The following is a 25,166-nucleotide window of genomic DNA, read 5'->3' on the forward strand; positions in this document are numbered from 1 at the left end:
TGTCAACTTGATCCAGGCACAACAAAATCCGGCTTTCGCATCATTTACTTGTCGCCGCTGTCGCACTAGGCCGGCCTGAACCCGCGAATACGCTGCAGGGCCGGATCCTCCATGCACAGAGCCGCCTATCTGTTCCTTCTGTCGACCATGCTCTTGTGGGGCGGCAATTCGGTGGCGGGCAAGCTTGCCGTCGGCCATGTCTCGCCAATGACGCTGGTGTTCCTGCGCTGGGTCATGGCCGTGATGATCCTGCTTCCCATCGGCTGGCGGACACTGCGCGAGGATTGGCCCAAAGTGCGCAGAAACTGGAAGCTGCTTGCCGGCCTCGGCGCTTGCGGCTTCACCATCTTCAACGTCATCTTCTACACCGCGCTCAACTACACGACCGCCATCAATGTCTCGATCGAACAGGCAGCCATCCCGATTGTCATCATCCTTGCCAATTTCGTGCTGTTCAGGCTGCGCGTGCGACCCCTGCAGATCGTCGGCGTCGTGCTCACCATCGTCGGCGTCGCGCTGACTGCCAGCCATGGCGATCTCGGCCAGTTGCTGAAGCTCGACCTCAACTTCGGCGACGCCATCATGCTTGTCGCGGTGCTTTGCTACAGCCTCTATTCGGTGGGGCTGCGCCTCAAGCCGGCAATCCGCTGGCAAAGTTTCATGCTGGCGCTGTCGATCGCCGCGCTGCTGACGTCAGTGCCGTTCTTCATCTGGGAGGTCGCGGCCGGCCATGTCATCGTACCGGATGCGCGTGGCTGGTCGCTCACGCTCTATACGGCGCTCGGCGCTTCGGTGGTCTCGCAGGTTCTCTATATCAAGGGCAACGAGCTGATCGGCGCCAACCGCGCCGGCCTGTTCATCAACCTGGTGCCGATCTTCGGCACGCTGCTTTCGGTGCTGATCGTCGGCGAGCAGTTTCAGGCCTATCAGGCTTTCGCGCTGGCGCTTGTCCTCGGCGGTATTGCGCTTGCCGAATACAGCGGCAGCCGAGCAGCGCTGCAGGCAGAATGATGTCTCAAATCATGCGCCAAACAGCCATCAGGTGACGGCTATGCCGTCGACGCCCCGCCTGTTGCAGACGGGGGCGTTTTGATGTCGGGTGACGGAGAATCAGCTATTCGCCGCCGACGTCGAAGCGCAGCCGCTTCGCCGAGTCGATCGACTTGTGCGCACGCACCTTCTCGAGCACGGGCTCGGGAAACGGCGCATCGAGATAGAGCAGCGCGATAGCATCGCCGCCCGGACGATTGCGGCCGAGCTGGAAGTTGGCGATGTTGACGCCGTTCTCGCCGCACACCGTGCCGAGCAGGCCGATGATGCCCGGCGCGTCGGCATTGGTCGTGTAGAGCATGTGCTGCCCGACTTCGGCGTCGAGATTGATGCCCTTGATCTGGATGAAGCGCGGCTTGCCGTCGGAGAAGCAGGTGCCGGCGATCGAGCGCGTCCTGTGCTCGGTCTTGACGGTGAGCTTGATATAGCCGTCGAACACGCCCGACTTGTCGCGCTTGACCTCGGCGACGATGATGCCGCGCTCCTTCACCATGATCGGTGCCGACACCATGTTGACGTCGGAAACCTGCGGCCGAATGAGGCCGGCAAGGGCGGCACTCACCAGCGCGCGCGTGTTCATCGTCGCGGTCGAGCCGTCGAACAGGATCTCGACCTCCTTGATCGGATCCTCGGTGACCTGACCGACAAAGGCGCCGAGCACTTCGGCAAGCTTGACGAAGGGTTTCAGCCGCGGCGCTTCCTCGGCCGTGATCGAAGGCATGTTGATGGCATTGGAGACTGCGCCCTTGATGAGGTAGTCGCTCATCTGCTCGGCGACCTGCAGCGCGACATTCTCCTGCGCCTCGGTGGTCGAGGCGCCGAGATGCGGGGTCGCCACGACGTTCTCCATGCCGAACAGCGGGTTGTTTTCCGCCGGCTCGACCTCGAACACGTCGACGCCGGCGCCCGCCACCTTGCCGCTTTTCAGCGCCGCGACCAGATCGGCCTCGACGACCAACCCGCCGCGGGCGCAATTGATGATGCGCACGCCGTTCTTCATCTTGGCGATCGCCGCCGCGTCGATGATGTTGCGCGTCTTGTCGGTCAGCGGTGTATGCAGCGTGATGAAGTCGGCGCGGTGAAAGAGCTCGTCGAGCTCGACCTTCTCGACGCCGAGTTCCTCAGCGCGGCTGTCCGACAGGAACGGGTCGAAGGCAATCACATGCATCTTCAGGCCGACGCCGCGCGTGGCGACGATCGAGCCGATATTGCCGCAGCCGATCACGCCCAGCGTCTTGCCGGTGATCTCGATGCCCATGAAGCGGTTCTTCTCCCATTTGCCGGCATGGGTCGAGGCATTGGCTTCCGGTATCTGCCGCGCCAGCGCGAAGATCATCGCCACCGCATGTTCGGCCGTGGTGATCGAATTGCCGAAGGGCGTGTTCATCACGATGATACCCCTGCGACTGGCGGCCGGGATATCGACATTGTCGACGCCGATACCGGCGCGGCCGACGACCTTGAGCCTGGTGGCGGCATTGATCAGCTTCTCGGTGACCTTGGTCGCCGATCGGATGGCGAGGCCGTCATATTGGCCGATCACCTCGGCGAGCTTTTCCTTGTCCTTGCCGAGATCGGGCAGATAGTCGACGTCGATGCCGCGATCCTTGAAGATCTGCACGGCGGTGGTGGAAAGTTTATCCGAAACGAGAACGCGGGGCGCCATTGCGGCCTCCTTGACGTGGGAATGGATGTGTCGGGAAATGGCGGCCCGCGGGCCACCATGAAACTCAGGCCGCTGCCTTGAGCGACGCCTTCTGGGTGGCGAAGGCCCAGTCGAGCCAGGGCAGCAGCGCTTCGAGATCGGAAGTCTCGACGGTTGCGCCGCACCAGATGCGCAGGCCGGGCGGGGCATCGCGATAGGAGCCGATGTCGTAAGCGACGCCTTCCTTGTCGAGCGAAGACACAATCCCCTTGGCGAAAGCCGTCTGGCCGTCGGCGTCGAGCGCCGCCACGTCAGAATCGGTGAAGGAGAGGCACACCGACGTGTTCGAGCGCGTTGCCGGATCGACGGCGAGATGACCGAGCCACGGCGACTTCTCAACAAACCGGTTGAGCACCGCGGCATTGGCGTCCGCGCGGGCGATCAACGCCTCCAGGCCGCCGATGGACTTCGCCCACCGAAGAGCATCGAGATAATCCTCCACGCACAGCATCGACGGCGTGTTGATGGTCTCGCCCTTGAAGATGCCCTCGATTAGCTTGCCGCCCGAGGTGAGGCGGAAGATTTTCGGCAGTGGCCAGGCCGGCTTGTAGGTCTCCAGCCGCTCGACGGCGCGGGGCGACAGGATCAGCATGCCATGCGCGCCCTCGCCGCCCAGCACCTTCTGCCAGGAGAAAGTGACGACATCGAGCTTCTCGAAGTCGAGCCGCTGCGCGAACGCCGCCGAGGTGGCGTCGCAGATGGTCAGACCCTTGCGGTTCGCCGGAATGAAATCGCCGTTCGGAACGCGCACGCCCGAGGTCGTGCCGTTCCAGGTGAAGACAACGTCGCGGTCGAAATCGACCTGCGCCAGGTCGGGCAGCTTGCCATAGCCGGCCTCGAACTTGCGCACATCGGCGAGCTTGAGCTGCTTGACGACATCGGTCACCCAGCCGGAGCCGAAGCTCTCCCAGGCGACCATGTCGACGCCGCGCTCGCCGAGCAGCGACCATAGTGCCATCTCGACCGCGCCGGTGTCCGACGCCGGCACGATGCCGATGCGGTAGCCGGTGGGAACCTTGAGGATGTCGCGCGTCAGCTCGATCGCCTGTTCGAGCTTCGCCTTGCCGATCTTGGCGCGGTGCGAGCGTCCGAGCGCGGCGGCTTTCAGCGCCTCGGCCGACCAGCCGGGGCGTTTTGCGCAGGGACCTGAGGAGAAATTGGGATTTGCCGGACGGAGTCCGGGCTTGGTAGGCGTCGTCATCGTGGTCTATCCTTCCAGATAGTGGCCCCTCGTTGGGGAGGGGTGGCCCACGGACGGCGATATGCGCTCAGCCTTTCGGCGTCAAGGGGAAAGTTTTTGTCGCTGCCGGGATACCCGCTCCCGAAAAACAACAAGTTAAAAGCAAACGGCAGGCCTGAAGACCGGCCATCCTCAAGTTGTGCTGGCCTCTGCGCTACCAAAGATCGTAGCGTAGCCCCAGTTTGACGGTCTGGAAGTTCACACCCTTGTGAACGTTGAAGAGCCCGTTGTCATAGGCGACATACCGGGCGCTCGGGATTGAAAGATATTCGTAGCCGAGGTCGACCGAAACGTTTTTGGTCATCTGATAGGAGAGGCCGGCCGCCAGCGAATACGCAAAGTCGTAACTGGCCTTCGAACTGACCTGCCCATTATAGCCTGCAGGGTCATCGCAGTTGAATTGCGTCGTGGTGGTGGTGCCGTTACCGACGACGCTGCTGGGCGACAGGGTAACGCAGTTCTTCGCGCCGATTGTACTGGCGTATTTGTCGTAGACAACGCCAGCGCCGGCGCCGATATAGGGCGTGATACCGACATAGGTACCGAGATCGACATAGCCGTTGGCCATCAGACTATAGGCCTTGTTCAAGGCGTTGCTGGATCCCTTGCAGGGCTGCGTGGTTGGCCGAGCAGTGACTTGGCTCGTAATCGTTCCGGAGGTGTTGTCGACGACTGTCGTCGTTGTTGAACCGCTACACGTGGTATCCACGCTGTCGCTGAACTTGTTTGACGGCAGGATCCCCAGGTTCAGATCCGCGCGAAGATAGTCGTTGAAATGATAGCCCATGCCGACGCTGGCATCAAAGAGCGTCCGGCTGTGCGAAAAGCCCGGATTGTTGCTGGTGTCGTCAAACGGATGGCTGAAGGCATAGCCGACATCGCCGCGCAGGTACCAGCCCGAACCGACCTCGACCGGCTGGTAGTCCGGCGCCTGGTCGACATAGATCGGCGGGTCGTAATCCGCCGCCAGCGCCGGCGTCATCGGCAACAGGATGATTGCGGCAAGCGCTGACGCGATACGCGATCTGGATATCATGGTCCCCGGCTCCTGAAATTGGCGCCAGCCGCGAAATGCGGGCGCCGTTTCAAGGAGCCATTGTTAACCATAGTGGTTAAGTGCCGGTTAAGGATAACAGGCGGTTACCGAATTGATTTCGATGCGATTTTACGGATGCCGCAAAAGCGAAGCCGCCCGGCTGGCGCCGGGCGGCTTTGAAATTCCAGATTCAGGAAGCGATTACTTGGTGTAGATCGGTTCCGGTTCCGGCTGATAGGCGACCACCGGTGCGGCGCAGCCATTGTTGCCGCCGAACTGGTAGCGCAGGCCGCCGCGCACTTCGTGAGTGTTGATGCCGCGATCGAAGCCCGGTCCGGTGCTGCTCGCATCCCATTCGAACATGCGGCCGCCCTGGATGTGGGTGAAGCGGTAGCCCGCATCGAGGATCACCCTGTCGGTCAGGCAGTAGGAAGCACCGGCCATCAGAGCGTAGGCGAAGCGCCAGTTGGAGGAGCCCGGATTGGTCTCGGTGGTGTTCGGATCGTGGACCGTGTCCCACTTGACATGCGCGCCGCCGATGCCGGCGCCGACATAGGGCGTGATGCCGTGCCAGGTGCCGATGTCGACATAGGCGTTGGCGAGCAGCAGCAGGGCGCTCATCTTCGACACCTCAGTCGATATCTGGACCGGCGTGGTCGTCAAGTCCGAAGTCTGGCCATTGAAGTTCGACTTGAACCAATAGTCGGCGGTCACGTCCGTACGGAAGTAATCATTGATCTTGTAGCCGACGCCGCCGCCAAGCGAGAAGCCGCCCTTGAGCTTGCCGAAATCGAAGCTTTTGCTGCCGGGAGTGACCGAGCAGTTACAAGGGTCAACGGCGTAGGTCATGTAGTCGATGCCGCGCAGGCTCGACTTGTGATAGTCGATGTCGCCGCGGATATACCAGCCGCCGACATCGATCGGCTGCTGCTCGACGACGGGCGGCGGCGCCTCTTCGATTTGCGGTTCGGGGAGGTCGGCCGCAAAGAGCGGTCCGGCCAAGCCCGCGAACAGCACGGCAAGCAATGCCATTCTTGCTGTCTTGAACATTCTGTCACCCCTAAGAAGCCTCGGGACGACTCCCGCCCGAAGATGATTGACCTCGGGTTTGGATAATGAATTGCAAAGGTTAAAAGCCGTTTAACCGTACCGATTAACCACGAATCTATACAATTTTAGAGCGAACGCCGTTGTGCGAGCGGCACAAGAAACGAAAGCCCGCCACAATGGCGGGCTTTCGGATAAGGAGAACTCCCGGCTGGCGACCGGATTCAGGCGGCGCTGCGGGTTTCCTGGAGGATGCCGACGATTTCGTTGACGACCGCTTCGACCAGTTGCGGATCGTCGCCCTCGGCCATGACGCGGATGAGCGGCTCGGTGCCGGAAGGCCGGATGACGAGGCGGCCGGACGTGCCGAGCCGGTTGCGTCCTTCCTCGATCGCCGCCTTGACCGGCGCCTCCTCCAGCGGCTTGCCGCCGGAGATGCGGACATTTTTCAGAAGCTGCGGCACCGGCTCGAACTTCTTCGACAGCTCGCTGACCGGGCGGTTCTGCCGCTTGATGCAGGCCAGCACCTGCAAGGCGGAGACCAGGCCGTCGCCGGTGGTCGAGAAATCGGAAAGCACGATGTGGCCCGACTGCTCGCCGCCGACGTTGAGCCCATGCGCGCGCATATGCTCGACCACATAGCGGTCGCCGACCTTGGTGCGATGGAGCTGCAGCTTCATGTCGCCGAGGAAGCGCTCCAGGCCGAGATTGGACATCACGGTGGAGACGACGCCGCCACCGGCCAGCCGTCCGCTCTGGTGCCAGGATTCGGCGATCAGCGCCATGATCTGGTCGCCGTCGACGATCGCTCCGTTCTCGTCGACGATGACGACGCGGTCGGCATCGCCGTCGAGCGCGATGCCGATGTCGGCGCGCACCTCGTGCACCTTCTTCTGCAGGCCGGCCGGATGGGTCGAGCCGCACTCCTTGTTGATGTTGAAGCCGTTCGGCTCGACATTGATCGCCACCACCTCGGCGCCGAGTTCCCACAGCGCCTCGGGCGCCACCTTGTAGGACGCGCCGTTCGCGCAGTCGACGACGATCCTCAGGCCCGAAAGCGACATTGAGCGCGGCAGCGTGCGCTTGGCGAATTCGATGTAGCGGTCATGCACGCCGTCGACGCGCTTGGCGCGGCCGAGCCCGTCGGAATCGGCGAGCGCCAGCTCGATGTCCTTGTCGAGCATGCTCTCGATGCGCTCCTCGATCTCGTCGGAAAGCTTGTAGCCGTCGGGACCGAACAGCTTGATGCCGTTGTCGTAATAAGGATTGTGCGAGGCCGAGATCATCACGCCGATGTCGGCGCGCAGCGAGCGCACCAGCATGGCCACCGCCGGTGTCGGAATAGGACCGAGCAGGAACACGTCCATGCCGGCGGCGCACAGGCCCGCGACCATGGCATTCTCGATCATGTAGCCGGAAAGCCGTGTGTCCTTGCCGAGCACGACGCGGTGACGATGATTGCCGCGCTGGAACGAGAGCCCGGCGGCCATGCCGACGCGCATGGCGACCTCTGCCGTCATCGGAAATTTGTTGGCGCGACCGCGGATACCGTCTGTGCCGAAATACTGACCTGCCATGTGCCTTACAGTCCCCGTCGGTTTTTCAGCCGCCCGTATTGCCACAATTGGGCCGCATCCGGTCATCAAATTTCGTGATTGTATACTACCATTCCTTAGAAAAACATTGTCGCGGGCGGCGCAAGTGCCCGCGCGAAGTTTTTCAGTGCCCATCCACCGGCAAGCTCTGGCTGGTGGCACGCCGTCAGGCAATTCATCATCTTATCAGGAGCAACACACTTTGTGAGGGTACCGATGCGGAAGCATCTGGCGCAACCGGACATTGAGAGCTATTGATTTGGCATAGGGACACTTATTGGCGGCAGCAAGGGAGAAAACGCCATGCTTATTCATAGACTTGCAGCTTTGACGGGTATCGCCGTCGCAACCTTGTTCCTGGCGGCGCCTGCCAACGCGCTGACCATGGCCGAGTGCAGCACCAAGTATAACGCGGCCAAGGATGCGGGAACGCTCGCCGGCCAGACCTGGAACCAGTTCCGCAAGGCGCAGTGCGGCACCGATGCTTCCGCCGCGACCGACACCAAGACGGCGACCGATACGAAGGCCGCCGACACCAAGACCACCAAGAAGGCAAAGACGACCGCCGCTGCCGACGACGCAGCCAAGGGCTTGAGCGCCAAGGAGTGCAGCACCAAGTACCAGGCCGCGAAATCCGCCGGCACGCTCAACGGCATGAAGTGGAACGACTTCCGCAAGGCCGAGTGCGGCCCTGGCGCAACCGCCGCTACCGCCCCCGCCACCGGCACCAAAACCGCCACGACGACCAAGACCTCCACCGCCGCTGCCGACGGCGGCAAGGGCCTGACCATGGCCGAATGCAGCACCAAGTATCAGGCTGCGAAGACCGCCAACAAGCTGAACGGCATGAAGTGGAACGACTTCCGCAAGGCCGAATGCGGCGCCGCCGCCAGCGATGACGACACCGTGCCGGCTCCGACTGAGGCGACTTTCACGAAGGAACCGGCCAAGCCGACTGTGGCCGCTCCGAAGGGCGTCACTTTCCCGACCGCCATCTCGCCGAAATTCGCCAACGAGACCCCGGCCAAGGGCCGCATGCATACCTGCCTCGAGCAGTACTATGCCAACAAGGATGCCAACACGCTGAACGGCCTCAAGTGGATCCAGAAGGGCGGCGGTTTCTACAGCCTCTGCAATGCCAAGCTGAAGAGCTGATCGGTTAGTCTCTTCCAGAACAAAGCCCGCGCATCGCAAGATGCGCGGGCTTTTTGTTGCGGGCGAAGACGCCCGCAACCTGCTCGCATCTGGACTGTCGGCATCATCAATTGGCCCACACTGCTCACCGCCAGGCTTGTCCGTAGTCGCAAAGATTCTAGTTGAACATACAGGGAACAAACAGTATACAAAAGGCGTCAAACTGTTATCAATCAGGAGGGTATCAATGTTCAGTTTGAAATTGGCGACGTTGGCTGTGACGGCACTGGTCGCTTGGAGCGCCTCACCTGCGAGCGCGCTGACGATGAAGGAGTGCGGCGAGACCTATCGGGCAGCCAAGGAAGGCGGCACTCTGAACGGCATGGACTGGGCCGCTTTCCGCAAGGAGAAATGCGCGACGTCCGCCGCGGAGAGTGTCAGCGCGGAGTCGGTCGAAACCGCGGACACCAGCGCGGCGGTCGCCCCCACTGTAGCGCCGGCGGGCGTGACATTCCCGACCACCCTCGCCGCCGAGTTCAAGACCGAAAAGCCCGCGAAGGCCCGGATGAAGACCTGCCTCCAGGGTTATCACGACAACAAGGAGGCGGGCACGTTGAACGGCCTTCGCTGGATCCAGAAGGGCGGCGGCTACTACAGCCTCTGCAATGCGCGGCTGAAAGCTGAATCATAAAAATTCGAATACGGCGGATAAAGCGCTCCACCGTTTTCCCGCAGACGTTGAGCCATTATGCTCAGGCGTGTCCGAGAATCTGCTGTCGGGCGATATCTGGGCGCCAGGACGAGGGAAGCCTTGCCTTGTCTCCATTCCCAAACAAAAACGCCGCGGACCAAGCCGCGGCGTTTCTCGATCGGTCTTTCGCTCACCAGCCTCAGCTTGACGGCTGCGGTTCCATGCCGCCTTCGGGCTCGGGACCCTTCTTGCGGCGGCCGCCGGTGCCGGCCTTCGGCACGGCCGAGCCGCGGCTGGGCGGCGTGTCGTCGCCAAGGTCTCGGGCGGGCTTGTGCCCGGCGATGAGTTGCTTGATCTCTTCGCCGGACAGCGTCTCGTATTCAAGCAGCCCTTCGGCAAGCGCGATCCAGTCCTTCTTCTTCTTGGTGAGCACCGACTTCGCCGTCGAATAGGCGTCGTCGATCAGCCGCCGCACCTCGGCGTCGATGATCTGCGCCGTCTCTTCCGAGATGTTCTGCTGGCGCGCCACCGAATGGCCGAGGAAGACCTCTTCCTGGTTGTCGCCATAGGCGACATGGCCAAGCTTGTCGGAGAAGCCCCAGCGCGTGACCATGGCGCGCGCCAGCTTGGTCGCCTGCTCGATGTCGGAGGAGGCGCCCGACGTGATGTTCTCCTTGCCGAACTTGAACTCCTCGGCAACGCGGCCGCCCATCATGATCGCGAGCCTCGAGATCATGTATTTGTAGCTCATCGAATAGCGGTCGCCTTCGGGCAGTTGCATGACCATGCCGAGCGCGCGGCCGCGCGGGATGATGGTTGCCTTGTGCAGCGGATCGGCCGTCGGCACGTTGAGCGCCAGGATGGCGTGGCCGGCCTCGTGATAGGCGGTCAGCTCCTTCTCGGCCTGCGTCATCGCCGACGAGCGGCGCTCGGCGCCCATCATGATCTTGTCCTTGGCGTCCTCGAACTCGGCCATGGTGACGAGCCGCTTGTTGCGGCGCGCCGCCATCAGCGCGGATTCGTTGACGAGGTTCATCAGGTCGGCGCCGGAGAAGCCGGGCGTGCCGCGCGCGATGACCTTGAGGTCGACATTGGGCGCCAGCGGCACGTTGCGCACATGCACCTTGAGGATCTTCTCGCGGCCGACGATGTCGGGGTTCGGCACCACGACCTGGCGGTCGAAGCGGCCGGGCCTCAGCAACGCCGGGTCGAGCACGTCGGGGCGGTTGGTGGCGGCGATCAGGATGATCGACTCGTTGGATTCGAAGCCGTCCATCTCGACCAGCAGCTGGTTCAGCGTCTGCTCGCGCTCGTCATTGCCGCCGCCGAGGCCGGCGCCGCGATGGCGGCCGACGGCGTCGATTTCGTCGATGAAGATGATGCAGGGCGCATTCTTCTTGGCCTGGTCGAACATGTCGCGCACGCGGCTTGCGCCGACGCCGACGAACATCTCGACGAAATCCGAGCCGGAAATGGTGAAGAACGGCACATTGGCCTCACCCGCCACCGAGCGGGCGAGCAGCGTCTTGCCGGTGCCGGGCGGACCGACCAAGAGCACGCCGCGCGGGATCTTGCCGCCAAGGCGCTGGAACTTCTGCGGATCGCGCAGGAACTCGACGATCTCTTCCAGATCTTCCTTGGCCTCGTCGACACCGGCGACGTCCTGGAAGGTGACGCGGCCATGCGCCTCCGTCAGAAGCTTGGCCTTCGACTTGCCGAAGCCCATCGCTCTTCCGGAACCGGATTGCATCTGGCGCATGAAGAATATCCACACGCCGAGGATCAGGATCATCGGCAGCCACGAGATCAGGTAGCCGAACAGCGAATTGGAGCCGTCGGTCTCAGGCTTCGCGGTGATGGTGACATTCTTGTCCTGCAGCCTGGAAACCAGCGACGGGTCGCCTGGCGAATAGGTCTGGAAGCCGTTGGCGTTGTCCGTGTAGTTGCCGAAGATGCGGGCGCCGGCGATGGTCACGCTCTTGACCCGGCCGGAGGCGACATCCTGCAGGAACTGCGAATAGGCGATATCCGTCGTGGCACCGCGCGTCTGGGGCGTCTGGAACAGATTGAACAGGGCGATGAGCAGGACCGCTATGATCGCCCAGAGCGCGAGGTTGCGATAGTTCGGATTCATCTATTGTCCCGTTGGGGCCCGCCTGCGGGCCCGCGATAATGGAGAAGCTCGGCCTAACATAGGGAGAGCGCCTCCCCTTGCCAAGCAGAACAGCACGTATCGGTTAAGCTTTCGCCCACCCTCGCCCACCATCATGGCCGTGGAATGGCGGCGCCGGCATCGGCGGCGCGCCCATAAGCGCCGCGGTGGCGGCGGCTGGCTCGATCTCGAAGGACGGCAGGAAGCGCGCGAAAGGGGCCACCGCCGGAATGGCCGAGACCGGCTGCAGGCCCGCATTGCCGCCCGCAAAACCAAGGCATACGCCGCCGGACCACAACGAAGGCTCCGCGGCCAGCGCCGCGCGTGAAAGGCTTTGTGGGACATCCTCGCTCAGGGACGCTTGCCTGGCTGCGGCGGACCCCAGCGGCGCGATCACCAAATCGCCCGGCCCGTCTTTGAAAGTGATGCGGCAGCGATTGTCCCAGAGCAGGTTGTCCACCGGCGGCGTGGGGGCGGGCAGGTTGCGGTTTTCGCGGCGAAGGAAAATGCCGGTTCGGCGCGCGTCGACCACCGTCCGCGACAATGTAGCGCAAAGCGACCCCCACCGCAGACGCGAAAGCAGCGCAGCGCAGCGCGCCTCATCGGCGAGGAACGACATGCCGCCGACGGCGGCCAAGAGGATGCGCAACGCATAGTTGGCCGCCTCGCCGTCCTCATGCCCGGCAAAATCGCGATCAAGGCGGATGAGGCCCGGACTTGGTCTGTCGGCAAAGGCATCGATGAGCATGGCGGCGCGGCGACCGATATCCTGGCGCGCGAAAGCCGCCTGCTGCGACCGTGCCAGCGCTTCCGCGATGCGCCGTTCGCCTTCGCCCTGCGCGAGCTTCGCCCGCACGCGCGGCCGCTCGAAGCGGGCATCGACATTGGTCGGATCCTCGATCCAGCCGATCTCGCGAGCCTGCAGCATCTCGCGCAGCGCCGCGCGCCTTGTGCCGAGCAGCGGCCGGACGATCCATGTCCGCCAGTCGTGCAGCGTAGCGGGCGCCATGCCGGCGAGGCCGCGGCCGTCATCGTCGCGCGCCTGCCGCATCAGCACGGTCTCGGCCTGGTCGTCCGCGGTGTGGCCGGTCAGGATCAGCTTGATGCCTTCAGCGACGGCTGCTTCCGCAAGCAGCCTGTAGCGCGCCTCGCGCGCGGCGGCCGGCAGCCCGGTCGCAGGCTTGTCGCCGTGCCAGGAGAGAATGCGATGCGCGATGCCGCGCTCGGCGCAGAAGTTGGCAACCTGCCGCGCCTCGATGGCCGAGTCCGGCCTCAAGCCGTGATCGATCGTCACCGCAAGCAGCCTGGCGCCCGATGCGGTCCGGTCGAAGTGATCGTTGAGAAGAAGAAGAAGGGCGGTCGAGTCGCTGCCGCCGGATACGGCCGCAACGGCGCCGCTCGAAAAGTCTAGGTCTGAGAAAAGGCCGTGTGAAAGATCAGTTTTAGTATCGGGCGTCAGCACGCCGCCAGCGCCTTTTCCTGCTTGATGCGTTCCTTGAGCGTGCCCGAAACGTCGGGATAGCGCTTGCCGATCTCGTTGAAGGTGGCGCAGGCGACGTCGTTCTGCTTCAGGCCCACCAGCGAAACGCCGAGCTTGAGCAGCATGTCGGGCGCCTTCTTGGCCTTCGGATAGTCCTTGCTGGCGGCGAGGAAGACTTCCGCCGCATCGCGGTATTTCTGCTGGCCGAGCAGCGACTCGCCCAGCCAGTAATGCGCATCCGCCGCCTTGGCGTCCTTGGGGAAGCGCGAAATATGGTCGCGAAAACCCTGCTCGGCGGTCGGGTAATCGCCCGACAGGATGAACTGGTAGGAATTGCGGTAGAGCTCGTCGGGATTGTTGGTCGACGGCAGGGCCGCGACTTCCGTGCCGCCGGCTTTGTTCTTCCTGGCCGGCGTCTCGGCGGAAGGAGCGCCTGCCGTGGCCGCCGGAGCTTGCGCCGGCGCGCTGGCGTGCGGATCGGTCTCGGCATTGACGACGTTGCCGTTCTTGTCGACGGTGATGGTGCCGAAATCCTTCGGCGGCGCGCCGGTGATCAGCTTGCCGGGATCGCCGGTTTGCGATTCCACGATGACATCGCCGACTGTCTTGCCGCCGCCATTTTGCCCGCCGGTGCCGGCCGGCGCCTGCGTCGCCGGAGCCTGGGCGACGCCGTTGTCGGTTCCGGCTTCGCCGGTACCGGTAGCCCCAGTGCCGGCATCGCCGAGATTGGTGTTGCCGCCGTTGCTATTTCCGTCCTGGGGCGTGGCCTCCGACTTCTTCTGTCCGGCCGGCTTGGCGCCGCCTTGCGAGCCGCCCTCGAGCTGCTGGAAGCGGAACTCGTTGTCTTCCTGCTGCTTGCGGATCTGTTCCTGCATCTGCAGGATCTGGAAATTCATCTCCTCGATCTTGCCGTTCAGCTGACGCAGTTGGTCTTGCAGACCGGTCACGCCACCGCTGCTGTCCTGCGCGATCTGCGCCTGCTCCGGCTTCTTCTTGTCGCCGAAGATGCCGAGTGTCGGCAGACGGAAGGTGAATCCGCCATCGGAAGCCTGCCCGGCGCTGTCGGCCGGCGCTGCAAGGCTTGGGAGGCTTGATACGAGCAGCAGCGCAAGCGTGCCGCTCAGGACCGTTCTGAAGTGCATTCTGTCTCTCGCGGTGGGTGTTGGCCTGATGCGCCTTTCCAAATCAAACAAGGGAAGCAAGCGCCCTCGCGCTCATAGCAGGACGCGAGACTTCGGCCAAATTTTGTTTCGGTTTGTCGCAAATGAAAAAGGCGGCCCCGAGGCCGCCTTTCATGTTCGGGATGTTGCATTTTTGTCGCCGCGTCGGCGCGACGCCGCAGGACCCGGCTCTTAGGAGCCGGCGCCGGAAAGCGTGGTGACGGCGCGGCGGTTCTGCGACCAGCAGGAGATGTCGTCGCAGACGGCGACCGGACGCTCCTTGCCGTAGGAGATCGTCTTCAGGCGGCCGGCGGAGACGCCCTTGGAGACCAGGAAGTCGCGCGCGGCGGCGGCGCGGCGGGCGCCCAGCGCCAGATTGTACTCACGCGTGCCGCGCTCGTCGGCATGGCCTTCGATGACGATCGCGTACTGACGATACTGGTTGAGCCACTGCGCCTGACGCGACAGCGTGGTCTGCGCATCGGCGCGGATCGACGAGGAATCGGTGTCGAAGAAGATGCGGTCGCCGATGTTGACCGTGAAGTCCTGCGCCGAACCGGGGGTGGCTGCGCCGGCGCCGTTGAGGCCGAGATCCGCCGCGCTGTTCGGGGTCTTCTTCGAGGCGCAACCGGTGATGGCGAGAGCCGCCACCAGCGCAATCATCGCCGGGTTTCTGGTAAGTGCTGCGATACGGCTCATGCCGCCTCTCCTTCGCATATGAGTGATTTCGTTGATCACCCAGTAACCACGTTTGGGTTAACCGGCATTCAAGAAACACGGTTAATGTTTGGTTTCGAGCCGCCCTCCGCGGCCCTTCTCGTCCCACGCATTTACCAAGGGCAAGACTGCGCGCGGACCCTAGGCAGAAATGCGGCCAAAACGCGACCAAGGGGGAAAGCGGGATTTTGAACCGCCCGCTTTCTTCAGTTCTTCAATTCCTCAGTTCCCCTACTCGAGAAGCGGCGACCAAGCCGGGTCGGAAGCGTAGTTCGCCGTCGGAATCTGCTGCTCGTTGCGGCCGGTCAGATCGACCGAGACCAGCTTGGGTCCGCCTGCGGAGTCGCGGAAGAACATCAAGACGCGGCCGTTCGGCGCCCAGGTCGGCCCCTCCTGCTGGAAGCCAGAGGACAGGATGCGCTCGCCCGAGCCGTCGGTCTTCATGACGCCGATCTGGAACTCGCCGCCGCTCTGCTTGGTGAAGGCGATGAGGTCGCCTCGCGGCGACCAGACCGGCGTCGAATAGACGCCGTCGCCGAAGGAGATACGGTGCGGGTTGGAGCCGTCCGCGCCCATGACATAGATCTGCGAGCGGCCGCTGCCGCCGCCGCGGTCGGAGGTGAAGACGATCTGCGAGCCGTCCGGCGAATAGGAGGGCGAGGTGTCGATGGCAGTGGAGTCGGTTAGCCGCGTCGTCGAGCGGCTCCTCAGGTCCATGGCGAAGATGTTGGAGTTGCCGTCGTCGCGCAGCAGGCTCATGATCACCTTCTGGCCGTCGGGCGAAAAGCGCGGCGCGAACGTCATGCCCGGGAAATTGCCGACCAGCTCGCGCTGGCCGGTTTCGATCTGCAGCAGATAGACCTTCGGCTGTCCGCTCTCATAGGACATATAGGTGATTTCCTGCCGGTTAGGCGAGAAACGCGGCGTCAGCACGATCGAGCGGCCGTCCGACAGATAGCGCACATTGGCGCCGTCCTGGTCCATGATGGCGAGGCGCTTCTTGCGCGCGTTCTTTGCCCCGGATTCGTCGACGAAGACGACGCGGGTGTCGAAATAGCCTTTTTCGCCGGTGATCTTCTCATAGATCGCGTCGGCAATGATGTGCGCGACGCGGCGTTGATTGGCATCGTTGGCGAAAAACTGCTCGCCGGCCAGCTGCTGGTTGCCGAAAATGTCCCACAGGCGGTACTGGGCGCGGATGCGGCCGTCCGCCTCCTTGCTCACGCTGCCGGTGACCAGCGCCTGCGCGTTGATGACCTTCCAATCGTCGAAACGGGGCGTGGCATCCGGATTGGAGATCTTTTCGACAAAGGCGGCCTTGTCGATCGGCGCGAACAGTCCCGACCGTTTCAGATCGGCTGCGACGATCTCCGATATCTGCGGGCCAAGCCCTCCCTGGAAGTCAGGGATGGCGATCGGCATCGGCTCGACATTGCCTTTGTTGACGTTCAGCTCGAGAGTTGCCTGGGCAGGCAAGGTGGCGACAGAACTTATGCCCATCGCCATCGCGGCGACCATCAGGAGCGGCTTGAGGATGGATTTCATGTCTTCTCGCTTCTCTTGCTGATTTTTTGGACGCTCAGGCTACAGGCCAAGCATCGCTCTCGGATCGAAGTTGACGCGAATGTCAGACCAGATGTCTTGCTTTCCGGCGGGAACCTGCAGCCCGGCGACATCGCATTTCTGCACGGCGCGAATCGCGCTGGCGTCGAATTGGGGGTTGCCGCTGGACTTCTCGACGGTCGGGCGGCCCTCCAGCTTGCCGGAGGCATTCAGGTTGAAACGGATCACCACGGTGAAGTTCTCGGAGCCTTCGAGGCCGACCGGAAGGGTCCAGCAACCACCGAGCTGATCCTCCAGCGCCCCTTGCTCCGACCTGGAGAGCTTCTGGCCCTGATCCTTTTCGCCACCGAGCGAGGCCTGCTGGGTCGAGCGCTTGGCGCCGCCGCCGGTCGGCTTCTGCTTGTCGAGCAGAGCCGTTATCTCATCGGCGTTGAACTGCTTCTCGTCCGATTTCTTCTTGGAAGACGCTTCCTTTACCGGCTTTTCAGCGTCCTTGCGATCCGGCGCCTTGGCGCTCTCGGCCTGGGCCGGCTGCGGCTTCGGCCGCGCTTCCGGCGCGGGCGCCGAATCCGGAAGCTTCGCTTCCTCCGCCGGCTGATCCTGCGAGATCGCCTCGGCCACCGCGTCGGGCTTGATCTCTTCCTTTTGGATGGCCGCGGTCTTGTCCGGCTGCGGCGCGGGCGTCGGTTCCTTGGCCGGCGTCGGCTTCGGCTCCGTCTGCTTGACCGGCTCGGGCTTGACTTCTTGCTTGGGCGTCGGCGTCGGCGCGACTTCCGTGGCAGGCGTCGGCTTCGGCTTCTCCTGCGGCTTCGGCACGTCCTCGACCGCGGGCTTCTCGGTCGGCGTCGGCGCGGGCGGCGGCGCCGCCGTCTTGTCGACCGGCTTCGGCTTGGCTTCGTCCGTCACCGGCTTGTCGGTGTCGACGGTATTCTCCCCGACCTTCTGGGCATTGGGAACGACGTCCGGGCGCTTCGTCGGAACAGGCGCCGGCTTGTCATGCATGACCGCCTTCTTGTCGCCCTGCAGCGTCTGTGCCACGGCTTCCATCGGCACGATGTCGACTGCCACCGACTCCACGTCGGAGGCAGGCATGGCCGGCGGCGACGACAGCGTGAACAGCCCGAAGGCCAGCGCCACCGCATGCAAGATCACCGAAGAGGTGAGACCGGTCCGCATTTGGCGTCTACTGATCCTGTTCCTGCAGCGAGACCAGGCCGATATTCTTGTAGCCGGCCGCCGAAATGCGGGCCATGACCTTCATCGCCGTGCCGTAATCCGTCGACTTGTCGCCGCGGATGAAGATGCGTTCATCGTAACCGGTCTTCGAGATCGCCTGCAGCTTGGCGATCAGTTCCTCGATCGGGATTTCGGTTTCCTGCAGATAGATCTGGCCGGCAGCGTTGATCGACACGGTGATCGGCTGCGTGTCGACATTCATCGCCTTGGCCTGCGTGTCCGGCAGGTCGATCGGAACCCCGACGGTGAGCAGAGGTGCTGCGACCATGAAGATGATCAACAGCACCAGCATCACGTCGACCATCGGCGTGACGTTGATTTCCGACATCAGGGCATGGTGCCGGCCACGCCGCCTATGGCCGCGTCCGCCCCGCCCCGAGCCACTTGCGCCTGCAGCAGACATCCCCATGATCTATCCTCAGCCCTTCTGCGCTACTTTTTCATCGATTTGGCGCGAGAGTATGGCGGAGAACTCGTCCGCAAACCCTTCCATGCGCATGCCGAGCTTGTTCGCGTCCGATGACAGCTTGTTGTAGGCGATGACCGCGGGAATGGCCGCGAGCAGGCCGATCGCGGTGGCGAGCAGCGCCTCGGCAATGCCGGGCGCCACAACCGAAAGGCTGGTGTTCTTCGAGGCGGCGATCGCCTGGAACGACGTCATGATGCCAATGACGGTGCCGAACAGCCCAATGAACGGTGCGGCCGAGCCGGTGGTGGCGAGGAAGCCGAGGCGACCCTCCAGCTTCTCCATCTCGCGCGTCAGCGCCAGGTCCATCGCCTTGTCGATGCGGGTCTGCAGCGCCAGCGCCGATTTCGCGCCCTTTTCGAAGCTCTTCTTCCATTCGCGCATGGCGGCGACGAAGATCGCGCCCATTCCGGTGGTCTTGCGGTCGGCCAGCGTTCGGTAGAGGTCCTCAAGCGACTGGCCCGACCAGAACACCTGCTCGAAGCGGTTGAGCGCCAGCCGCATGCGGCCATAGGCGACGAGCTTGTCTATGATGATCGCCCAGGTCCAGATCGAGGCGCAAAGCAGGCCGATCATGACCAGCTTGACCACCCAGCCGGCCTGCATGAACAGGGCCCAGATCGACAGATGCGCGCCCGGATCGGCGAGTGCGATGTTTTCCATGACTTAAGTCCTTAAGGTTTTCCGGGCATCGCTGGCGGCTGGCCCATGGGCATTCCTTTGGTCCGATCGCGCGAAGCTTGAAGCTTGCGGGATAAGCCCCGAATGCACCGTTTCGCGGCCTTTTCGAGGCAAATATTGGTGAAAGGAAGGCACACGAATTGCGCCGATCTTCACCAATTCCTTCATGAACCGTTATGGTTAAGGATGGGTTAGGACGTAAGGCGCGGCGCATTGCCGCGCATGATCTCGACCAGGCGGAGAGACGCAACGCAGGGCCAAGCTGCTATTCAGGTCAGGCTGAGGCGAGAATGGTGGCTTACGAGAACCGGCCTACGCCGGCCGTAGCCTTCGTAGAGCGGCGACACTTATGAGGGCTTCGCACGGCGAAGGCCGGAGCGGAGCGTACTTGAAGTACGTGAGCACCGGAAGCGCCGGAAGCCGCCATTCGCAGGCCGGCCTCACCTGAATATCAGCTTGGCCGAGGCATGAAGGCGGCGACCCATTCCTTCGGGAAACGCTTCGGTCGGCCGCTTTCGCCGACGATCGCCGCTTCGACCTTGGCCTCGACCAGCACATCGCTGCCGCGCTTCAACTGCTGGCCCATGAAGATGCGGGCGCCGGAAATATCGTCGGTGCGCGTGTCGATGGTGAGGATATCGTCCATGCGCGCCGGCGAGCGGAAGTCGATCTCCATGCGCCGCACCACCCAGACGATGCGCTCGCCATGCTTGCCGTCCAGGAGTTCGGTGTGGTGGACGCCGGTCAGCCTCAGATAGTCGGAGCGGCCGCGTTCGAGGAATTCGAGATAGCGCGCATGATAGACGACGCCAGAGAAATCGGTGTCGGCATAATAGACCCTCGCCATCAGCCGGTGGCCGAAATCCGTCAGCGCTCCGGAAAGCCCGGCGCTGAGCGCCACCGATTCACCATGATCGTCCATCGCGCTTTCCTTTTTCGGCCTAGAGAGGCAGGTGTTTCTCGCGCGGGAACGGGATGGCACTGTTGGGCACGATGATCAAGACCTTGATGGCGGCGCTGCTTGCGCTTGGCGCGCTGGCATTGCCCGCCGGAGCGGCGACGTTCTCGATGAAGCGCGGCCTCAATCTCGACCAGTGGGTGACCTGGCCGGCCGAGGACAGATGGGGCGAGCGCCAGGCGATCCTGTCTTATCCGGAGTGGCGCAAATTCCTCAAGGAGGACGACCTCAGGGCGCTCAAGGATGCCGGTCTCGATTTCCTGCGCATGCCGGTCGATCCCTCGCCCTTTCTTTCGGACCGGACCGCGGCCCTTCGCGACGACCTCTATGCCAGCGTGCTCGAGTCGGCGCGCATGATCAACCGCGCCGGCCTGAAGGTGATCGTCGACCTGCATCTGATCCCGGCCGGCGGCAATCGCAAGATCGGCATGAGCGAGGTCATGCATGACCCGGCCGTCTTCGACGCCTATGCCGAGCTGGTGCGCAAGATGGCGCGGACATTGGCCAAGGAGGATCCGAAGCTTGTCGCGTTGGAACTGATGAATGAGCCGCTGCTCGATTGCGAGGCGAACGGCACCAACCTTTGGCCCGACCGCCAAAAGCAATTGTTCGCGGCCGCGCGCGCCTCCGCCACCAGGCTGACGCTGATCCTGACCGGCGGCTGCTATTCGAACGCGGAATCGCTGGCCAGGATCGATCCGAGGGCGATCGCCGATGACAACATCATCTGGACCTTCCATTCCTACGACCCGTTCCTTTTGACGCATCAGGGCGCAAGCTGGGCCGGCGACTTCATCCCCTATGTCACCGGCCTGCCCTATCCGCTGACGACCGTTCCGAAGGCGCAATTGGACATGACGCTGGACACGATCCGCGACCGGATCAGGGCCGAGGCGCCTTGGGCGCGACGGAGCGGCCTGCTTGGCTATCTCGACGAGCAGGTGGCGACGATGGACAGCCCCGAAAAGCTGCTTGGCGTGATGGATGCGCCGTTCGCGACGGTCGATGCCTGGGCGAAGGCCAACGGCGTCAAGCCGCAGGATATCACGCTCGGCGAATTCGGCATGATCCGCAAGGAATACGGCAACGGCTTCGTCATGCCGGCGGCATACCGCGCCGCCTATGTGCGCGACATGATCGCCCGCGCCGAGGCGCATGGCTTTTCATGGTCGGTGTGGAGCTATGGCGGCGCCTTCGGCATCGTCGATGCTTTCGACGGCGAGAAGGCTGAGCCGGACGTGATGGACGTAATCCGTCAGCTTCCACGTTAGTCACCAGCGATGCTACCAATTCTGCGCTGGCATCGGGGGATTAGCTTATGCGCTCACTGCTTTATACGACCGGATCACCTTTCGCGCGCGGCATTCGTGTCGTGCTGGACGAAATCGGCCTCGACTATGAGCGCCGGGAGGAAACGACGACGCCATCCGCCGCGTCTCGCGCCGACTGGACCCCGGCGCTTCAAGTACCGACGCTACGGGATGGCGATCTGACACTTTGGGAAAGCGGTGTCATCGCCGAGTATCTGCTTGCCGCCTATCAGCAGCGTGTCGGGAGCGATCCGGCTCTGGCTCCGTCGATGTGGCGGGCGGCATCGGAATGGCAGGACCGATTGCTCTTTGCTTCGATCCAGACGCTGGGCACCGCCGCAACGACGATCAGCCAGATGCAATGGTCCGGAGTGAGGCATCGCGGCAATTCGCATTTGACGCGCTGCGCAGCGCGCATTGCCCATCTGATCGGATGGCTGGAAGGGCGGATCGACCGCGACGACGAGGGATTTTTCGGCAAGGTCGTGTCGGTCCAGGACATTTTCCTGACCTGCCACTTACGCTTCATCGCCAACCGGCCCCTGGACCTCGGTACTCAACTTGGCGAGCATCCGAAAACCCGCGCGCTTGTGAGCAGGATGGAAGATCGCGCCAGCTTCCGGAACAATCCGGTGCTGTGGTGGGAACCTGGCATCACCGGTTACGAAGCCGACGGCACGCCCATCCGCGCTATCTAGAGGGAGATGAGTTTGGCTTGAATCGAAGGGATTCCCAAGGGTCTGCAAATCAGATTCAAGATGCTGGCTGGGAGAAGGAGGCCGGCATGAATGGGCAAGCCATATTCAAACGATCTTCGGGACCGGGTCGTGGCTTCGGTCGAGCAAGACGGACTTTCGCGCCGACAGGCAGCGGCGCGTTATGATGTCGGCATCAGCTCGGTGATCAGATGGGTCGGGCGCTTTCGCGAAACAGGCAGCGTCAGCCCCGGCCAGATCGGTGGACACAAACCCAAGAAGATCCGCGGCGCTCACCGCGACTGGTTGGTTGAGCGCTGCCGCAATGAGGCCTTCACCTTGCGCGGGCTGGTCGCGGAACTGGCCGACCGCGGCCTGAAGGTGGACTACCGCTCGGTCTGGGCATTCGTTCACGAGGAGAAGCTCAGTTATAAAAAAAGACGCTGGTCGCGGCCGAGCAGCGGCGCCCCGACGTCGCGCGCCGGCGTCAGCAATGGTTGAAGTATCGCGCAGCGATTGATCCTTCACGCCTGGTGTTCATCGACGAGACCTGGACCAAGACCAACATGGCGCCGCAGCGCGGCTGGGCGCCAGTCGGGGAGCGGCTCCATGCCGAGGTCCCGCACGGCCATTGGCAGACCATGACCTTCCTGGCGGCACTGCGCCATGATCGTCTGGACGCGCCATGGCTGATCGATGGACCAATCAACGGCGAGCGCTTCCGGCTCTATGTTGAGCAGGTGCTGGTTCCGACCCTCAAACCCGGTGATATCGTGATCATGGACAATCTTGGCTCGCACAAGGGCAAGGTGGTGCGCCGCGCCATTCGCGGCGCCGGCGCAAGACTTCTGCTCCTGCCGAAATAATTCGCCCGATCTGAACCCGATCGAACAAGTCTTTGCCAAGCTCAAGCACTGGCTCAGAAAGGCGGCGCGGCGAACCGTCGAGACTGTCTGCAGCGCCATCGGCGAAATCCTCGATGGCCTCACCGCAACCGAATGCAACAACTACTTCGAAAACGCTGGATATCGTTCAACCTAAAATCATCCCGCTCTAGAGCAATTCCACAAAAACTGTGAGCGGTTGAATAAAAAACAAAGAGATAGGACGTCTCGCCGTTTCCGTGAGACGGTGAAATGCAAATGGGAACCTTAGCCCAGATCGATCTGCAGGATCTCCGGCCGCACCCCGATACGTACCGGCAGAATGCTGAAGCCCAGCCCGCCCGACACGATCAGGTTGCGGTCATTCTCCACGACATGGCCGTAGGCGAAGCGGTTGCCATAGTCCGAAGGCACGACCGGCGAATAGCCGAACAGCCGCACCTGTCCGCCATGCGTGTGTCCGGACAGTGTCAGCGACACCCGCTCCGGCACTTTCGTGAAAATGTCGGGCTCGTGTGCAAGCAGGATAATCGGCTCGCTGCCCTGGATCTTGGCCAAGGTGCCCGGGAGATCGTCGAAGCCCTGGAAACTGTCGCGTCCCTTGGCCTTGTTCGGCAGCAGCGCGAGTTGATCGGCTAGCCCGGCGATCCAGAACCCATGCCCGTCCTTTTCCAACCGCACGACGTCGTTTTCCAGCACCGGGATGCCGACATGCTCGAGCGCCTTGCGCGACTGAGTCGGGCCGGCTTCCGCTCGCTGGGCGAAGAAATCCGTCCACCAATCATGGTTGCCGAGGATCGACAGCACCCCAAGCGGCGCCTTGAGCCCCGACAATGCCTCGGCCCACTCCTCCACCCGCACCCGGCCCGTCACCAGCTTTGTCCCGGCAGTATAGTCACCGAGCAGCACGATCAGATCCGGCTGCAGCGCGTTCGCTTCCTCGGCAAGTGCTGCGATCCGTTCCGGCGTCATCCAGGGCCGGCAGGAGTGGATATCGGCAAGCGCCACGACGCGCAGCTTGAGCCCGGCCGGCCAGTGCGGCGGCGTCAGCGCGTACCGCTTGACGTGGGTGAGCAGCATCGGCTCGATGCCGACCGCATAGGCGCTGAGCGACACCATGGCGAAGGCCGAGCCGCCGATAAGGCGCAGGAAAGCGCGTCTGGTGATCATGGACCGCCCAAGCCCTAGGATTGCGTCAGATAGGCCTACCTTAAAGGCTGCAATTGCGCCCTCAGTCAGGCCGAGGCGCGCAGATTCTGCGCAGATGGGCCGTAGCGCCGCCGAAACGGCGAACAAATCTGCGTTACTCTTCCTGGAACAGGCTGATCTGCTGCTGGGCGATATCCCTGGGCGGATCGAGGCCGAGATGGCGCCAGGCATTGGCGGTCAGCACGCGGCCGCGCGGCGTGCGCTGGATGAAGCCCTGCTGGATGAGATAGGGCTCGATAATGTCCTCGATCGCGTCGCGCGGTTCGGAGAGCCCGGCCGCTATCGTCTCAATGCCGACCGGGCCGCCGCCGAAATTGCGCGCGATCATCGATAGATAGCGGCGGTCGAGCGCGTCGAGGCCGAGCGCATCGACCTCCAGCCTGGTCAGCGCCTCGTCGGCGATCCTCCTGTCGACATGCGCAGCACCGGCGACGCTGGCGAAGTCGCGCACCCGGCGCAGCAGCCTGCCGGCGATGCGCGGCGTGCCGCGCGCGCGGCGCGCGATCTCCACCGCGCCGTCGTCGCCGAGCGGCATCGACAGGATACGGGCGCCGCGGCGCACGATCTGCTCCAGCTCCTCGACCGTATAGAAATTGAGCCGCACCGGGATGCCGAAGCGGTCGCGCAGCGGATTGGTCAGGAGCCCAAGCCTCGTCGTCGCCGCGACTAGCGTGAAACGGGCAAGGTCGATCTTGACCGAGCGTGCCGCCGGCCCCTCGCCGATGATGAGATCGAGCTGGAAATCCTCCATCGCCGGATAGAGGATTTCCTCGACCGCCGGATTGAGGCGATGGATCTCGTCGATGAAGAGGACGTCGCGTTCCTCGAGATTGGTGAGCAGCGCGGCGAGATCGCCGGCCTTGGCGATGACCGGGCCGGAGGTAGAGCGGAAATTGACGCCGAGCTCGCGCGCCATGATCTGCGCCAGCGTCGTCTTGCCGAGCCCGGGCGGGCCAACGAACAGCACATGATCGAGCGCCTCGCCGCGGCTCTTGGCCGCGTCGACGAAGACCTTGAGATTGGCGCGCACCGCCGCCTGGCCGACGAACTCGTCGAGCGACTGCGGCCGCAAGGTCTGGTCGGCATCCTCGCCGCGCTTGTCGGGGGCAATGAGGCGAGGCGAAAGGGTCATGCCGCCTTCCTTGCATAGGACCGGT

At 63.4% G+C, this 25,166-nt stretch carries 21 protein-coding genes and 1 pseudogene; 6 read left to right on the forward strand and 16 right to left on the reverse strand.

What is annotated here, in order from left to right:
- Window positions 1-111 precede the first annotated feature (111 nt).
- A complete protein-coding gene (locus LB565_RS10540) occupies window positions 112-1,011 on the forward strand; it encodes a DMT family transporter (protein ID WP_224583632.1) in 900 nt (299 codons plus the stop codon).
- 103 nt (window positions 1,012-1,114) lie between these two features.
- Here LB565_RS10540 and serA read toward each other — a convergent pair whose 3' ends face one another.
- The 5 genes from serA to glmM form a co-directional block, all read right to left on the reverse strand.
- Window positions 1,115-2,716 (reverse strand): phosphoglycerate dehydrogenase, encoded by a 1,602-nt coding sequence (serA, locus tag LB565_RS10545; RefSeq protein WP_224583635.1) that lies wholly within the window; start codon window positions 2,714-2,716, stop codon window positions 1,115-1,117.
- A 64-nt stretch (window positions 2,717-2,780) separates the two neighbouring features.
- Window positions 2,781-3,956, reverse strand: coding sequence for a phosphoserine transaminase (locus LB565_RS10550; RefSeq protein ID WP_224583636.1), 1,176 nt, complete (start codon window positions 3,954-3,956; stop codon window positions 2,781-2,783).
- A 193-nt stretch (window positions 3,957-4,149) separates the two neighbouring features.
- Window positions 4,150-5,031, reverse strand: a complete 882-nt coding sequence (locus tag LB565_RS10555; protein ID WP_224583638.1) for an outer membrane protein — start codon at window positions 5,029-5,031, stop codon at window positions 4,150-4,152.
- Between the two features lie 201 nt (window positions 5,032-5,232).
- The gene (locus tag LB565_RS10560; protein ID WP_224583640.1) at window positions 5,233-6,081 is read right to left on the reverse strand and encodes an outer membrane protein; all 849 of its coding nucleotides are present in this window, start codon (window positions 6,079-6,081) and stop codon (window positions 5,233-5,235) included.
- Between the two features lie 221 nt (window positions 6,082-6,302).
- Window positions 6,303-7,655, reverse strand: a complete 1,353-nt coding sequence (gene glmM / locus LB565_RS10565; protein WP_224583644.1) for a phosphoglucosamine mutase — start codon at window positions 7,653-7,655, stop codon at window positions 6,303-6,305.
- Between the two features lie 321 nt (window positions 7,656-7,976).
- On the opposite strand from glmM, the gene LB565_RS10570 reads away from it, so the two are divergent.
- Entirely contained in the window at window positions 7,977-8,828 is an 852-nt protein-coding gene (locus LB565_RS10570; protein WP_224583646.1) for a hypothetical protein, read from the forward strand.
- A 226-nt stretch (window positions 8,829-9,054) separates the two neighbouring features.
- On the forward strand, window positions 9,055-9,498 hold the full coding sequence (locus tag LB565_RS10575; protein WP_224583648.1) for a hypothetical protein: 444 nt from the start codon (window positions 9,055-9,057) through the stop codon (window positions 9,496-9,498).
- Window positions 9,499-9,697: 199 nt separating this feature from the next.
- On the opposite strand, the gene ftsH is transcribed toward LB565_RS10575, so the two are convergent.
- From ftsH to ybgC, 9 genes are all read right to left on the reverse strand, one after another.
- Window positions 9,698-11,632 carry an ATP-dependent zinc metalloprotease FtsH gene (gene ftsH / locus LB565_RS10580; protein ID WP_224510823.1) on the reverse strand — a complete coding sequence of 645 codons (1,935 nt, stop codon included), beginning with the start codon at window positions 11,630-11,632 and terminating at the stop codon, window positions 9,698-9,700.
- A 103-nt stretch (window positions 11,633-11,735) separates the two neighbouring features.
- On the reverse strand, window positions 11,736-13,112 hold the full coding sequence (tilS, locus tag LB565_RS10585; protein ID WP_224583650.1) for a tRNA lysidine(34) synthetase TilS: 1,377 nt from the start codon (window positions 13,110-13,112) through the stop codon (window positions 11,736-11,738).
- Window positions 13,106-14,272, reverse strand: a complete 1,167-nt coding sequence (ybgF, locus tag LB565_RS10590) for a tol-pal system protein YbgF (protein ID WP_224583651.1) — start codon at window positions 14,270-14,272, stop codon at window positions 13,106-13,108. Before ybgF ends, tilS begins: the two co-directional genes overlap by 7 nt.
- 210 nt (window positions 14,273-14,482) lie before the next feature.
- Window positions 14,483-14,989, reverse strand: a complete 507-nt coding sequence (gene pal, locus LB565_RS10595; RefSeq protein WP_224583653.1) for a peptidoglycan-associated lipoprotein Pal — start codon at window positions 14,987-14,989, stop codon at window positions 14,483-14,485.
- 249 nt (window positions 14,990-15,238) lie between these two features.
- A complete protein-coding gene (tolB, locus tag LB565_RS10600) occupies window positions 15,239-16,552 on the reverse strand; it encodes a Tol-Pal system beta propeller repeat protein TolB (protein ID WP_224583655.1) in 1,314 nt (437 codons plus the stop codon).
- Between the two features lie 39 nt (window positions 16,553-16,591).
- The gene (locus LB565_RS10605) at window positions 16,592-17,746 is read right to left on the reverse strand and encodes an energy transducer TonB (protein ID WP_224583657.1); all 1,155 of its coding nucleotides are present in this window, start codon (window positions 17,744-17,746) and stop codon (window positions 16,592-16,594) included.
- Window positions 17,747-17,753: 7 nt separating this feature from the next.
- Window positions 17,754-18,215, reverse strand: coding sequence for a protein TolR (tolR, locus tag LB565_RS10610; RefSeq protein ID WP_411970634.1), 462 nt, complete (start codon window positions 18,213-18,215; stop codon window positions 17,754-17,756).
- A 9-nt stretch (window positions 18,216-18,224) separates the two neighbouring features.
- Window positions 18,225-18,935: a protein TolQ gene (gene tolQ, locus LB565_RS10615; protein WP_224583659.1), complete on the reverse strand. Its 711-nt coding sequence runs from the start codon at window positions 18,933-18,935 to the stop codon at window positions 18,225-18,227.
- A gap of 469 nt (window positions 18,936-19,404) precedes the next feature.
- A complete protein-coding gene (ybgC, locus tag LB565_RS10620; RefSeq protein ID WP_224583660.1) occupies window positions 19,405-19,875 on the reverse strand; it encodes a tol-pal system-associated acyl-CoA thioesterase in 471 nt (156 codons plus the stop codon).
- 53 nt (window positions 19,876-19,928) lie between these two features.
- On the opposite strand from ybgC, the gene LB565_RS10625 reads away from it, so the two are divergent.
- The 3 genes and pseudogenes from LB565_RS10625 to LB565_RS10635 all read left to right on the forward strand — a co-directional run bounded on the left by LB565_RS10625 (window position 19,929) and on the right by LB565_RS10635 (window position 22,957).
- Entirely contained in the window at window positions 19,929-21,182 is a 1,254-nt protein-coding gene (locus LB565_RS10625) for a glycoside hydrolase family 5 protein (protein ID WP_224583662.1), read from the forward strand.
- Between the two features lie 47 nt (window positions 21,183-21,229).
- Window positions 21,230-21,919 (forward strand): glutathione S-transferase family protein, encoded by a 690-nt coding sequence (locus LB565_RS10630; protein ID WP_224583664.1) that lies wholly within the window; start codon window positions 21,230-21,232, stop codon window positions 21,917-21,919.
- Between the two features lie 90 nt (window positions 21,920-22,009).
- Window positions 22,010-22,957 (forward strand): annotated as a pseudogene (locus tag LB565_RS10635) (IS630 family transposase).
- Window positions 22,958-23,067: 110 nt separating this feature from the next.
- Here LB565_RS10635 and LB565_RS10640 read toward each other — a convergent pair.
- Window positions 23,068-23,970, reverse strand: a complete 903-nt coding sequence (locus tag LB565_RS10640; RefSeq protein ID WP_224583666.1) for a metallophosphoesterase — start codon at window positions 23,968-23,970, stop codon at window positions 23,068-23,070.
- Between the two features lie 133 nt (window positions 23,971-24,103).
- A complete protein-coding gene (gene ruvB / locus LB565_RS10645) occupies window positions 24,104-25,141 on the reverse strand; it encodes a Holliday junction branch migration DNA helicase RuvB (RefSeq protein ID WP_224583668.1) in 1,038 nt (345 codons plus the stop codon).
- Between the last annotated feature and the right edge of the window lie 25 nt (window positions 25,142-25,166).

Source organism: Mesorhizobium sp. CA14, assembly GCF_020165195.1.
In the GTDB taxonomy this organism is placed as follows: domain Bacteria; phylum Pseudomonadota; class Alphaproteobacteria; order Rhizobiales; family Rhizobiaceae; genus Mesorhizobium.

What these genes read in the sequence shown, in the direction of transcription:
- LB565_RS10575 (WP_224583648.1), top strand. Translation starts at nt 9,055, where the DNA reads ATGTTCAGTTTGAAATTGGCGACGTTGGCTGTGACGGCACTGGTCGCT.
- LB565_RS10540 (WP_224583632.1), top strand. Translation starts at nt 112, where the DNA reads ATGCACAGAGCCGCCTATCTGTTCCTTCTGTCGACCATGCTCTTGTGG.
- glmM (WP_224583644.1), bottom strand. Translation starts at nt 7,655, where the DNA reads ATGGCAGGTCAGTATTTCGGCACAGACGGTATCCGCGGTCGCGCCAAC.
- ybgF (WP_224583651.1), bottom strand. Translation starts at nt 14,272, where the DNA reads ATGCACTTCAGAACGGTCCTGAGCGGCACGCTTGCGCTGCTGCTCGTA.
- LB565_RS10640 (WP_224583666.1), bottom strand. Translation starts at nt 23,970, where the DNA reads ATGATCACCAGACGCGCTTTCCTGCGCCTTATCGGCGGCTCGGCCTTC.
- tolQ (WP_224583659.1), bottom strand. Translation starts at nt 18,935, where the DNA reads ATGGAAAACATCGCACTCGCCGATCCGGGCGCGCATCTGTCGATCTGG.
- LB565_RS10560 (WP_224583640.1), bottom strand. Translation starts at nt 6,081, where the DNA reads ATGTTCAAGACAGCAAGAATGGCATTGCTTGCCGTGCTGTTCGCGGGC.
- LB565_RS10555 (WP_224583638.1), bottom strand. Translation starts at nt 5,031, where the DNA reads ATGATATCCAGATCGCGTATCGCGTCAGCGCTTGCCGCAATCATCCTG.
- tolR (WP_411970634.1), bottom strand. Translation starts at nt 18,215, where the DNA reads ATGGGGATGTCTGCTGCAGGCGCAAGTGGCTCGGGGCGGGGCGGACGC.
- LB565_RS10605 (WP_224583657.1), bottom strand. Translation starts at nt 17,746, where the DNA reads ATGCGGACCGGTCTCACCTCTTCGGTGATCTTGCATGCGGTGGCGCTG.
- ftsH (WP_224510823.1), bottom strand. Translation starts at nt 11,632, where the DNA reads ATGAATCCGAACTATCGCAACCTCGCGCTCTGGGCGATCATAGCGGTC.
- tolB (WP_224583655.1), bottom strand. Translation starts at nt 16,552, where the DNA reads ATGAAATCCATCCTCAAGCCGCTCCTGATGGTCGCCGCGATGGCGATG.
- LB565_RS10630 (WP_224583664.1), top strand. Translation starts at nt 21,230, where the DNA reads ATGCGCTCACTGCTTTATACGACCGGATCACCTTTCGCGCGCGGCATT.
- ruvB (WP_224583668.1), bottom strand. Translation starts at nt 25,141, where the DNA reads ATGACCCTTTCGCCTCGCCTCATTGCCCCCGACAAGCGCGGCGAGGAT.
- pal (WP_224583653.1), bottom strand. Translation starts at nt 14,989, where the DNA reads ATGAGCCGTATCGCAGCACTTACCAGAAACCCGGCGATGATTGCGCTG.
- ybgC (WP_224583660.1), bottom strand. Translation starts at nt 19,875, where the DNA reads ATGGACGATCATGGTGAATCGGTGGCGCTCAGCGCCGGGCTTTCCGGA.
- LB565_RS10570 (WP_224583646.1), top strand. Translation starts at nt 7,977, where the DNA reads ATGCTTATTCATAGACTTGCAGCTTTGACGGGTATCGCCGTCGCAACC.
- LB565_RS10550 (WP_224583636.1), bottom strand. Translation starts at nt 3,956, where the DNA reads ATGACGACGCCTACCAAGCCCGGACTCCGTCCGGCAAATCCCAATTTC.
- serA (WP_224583635.1), bottom strand. Translation starts at nt 2,716, where the DNA reads ATGGCGCCCCGCGTTCTCGTTTCGGATAAACTTTCCACCACCGCCGTG.
- LB565_RS10625 (WP_224583662.1), top strand. Translation starts at nt 19,929, where the DNA reads ATGGCACTGTTGGGCACGATGATCAAGACCTTGATGGCGGCGCTGCTT.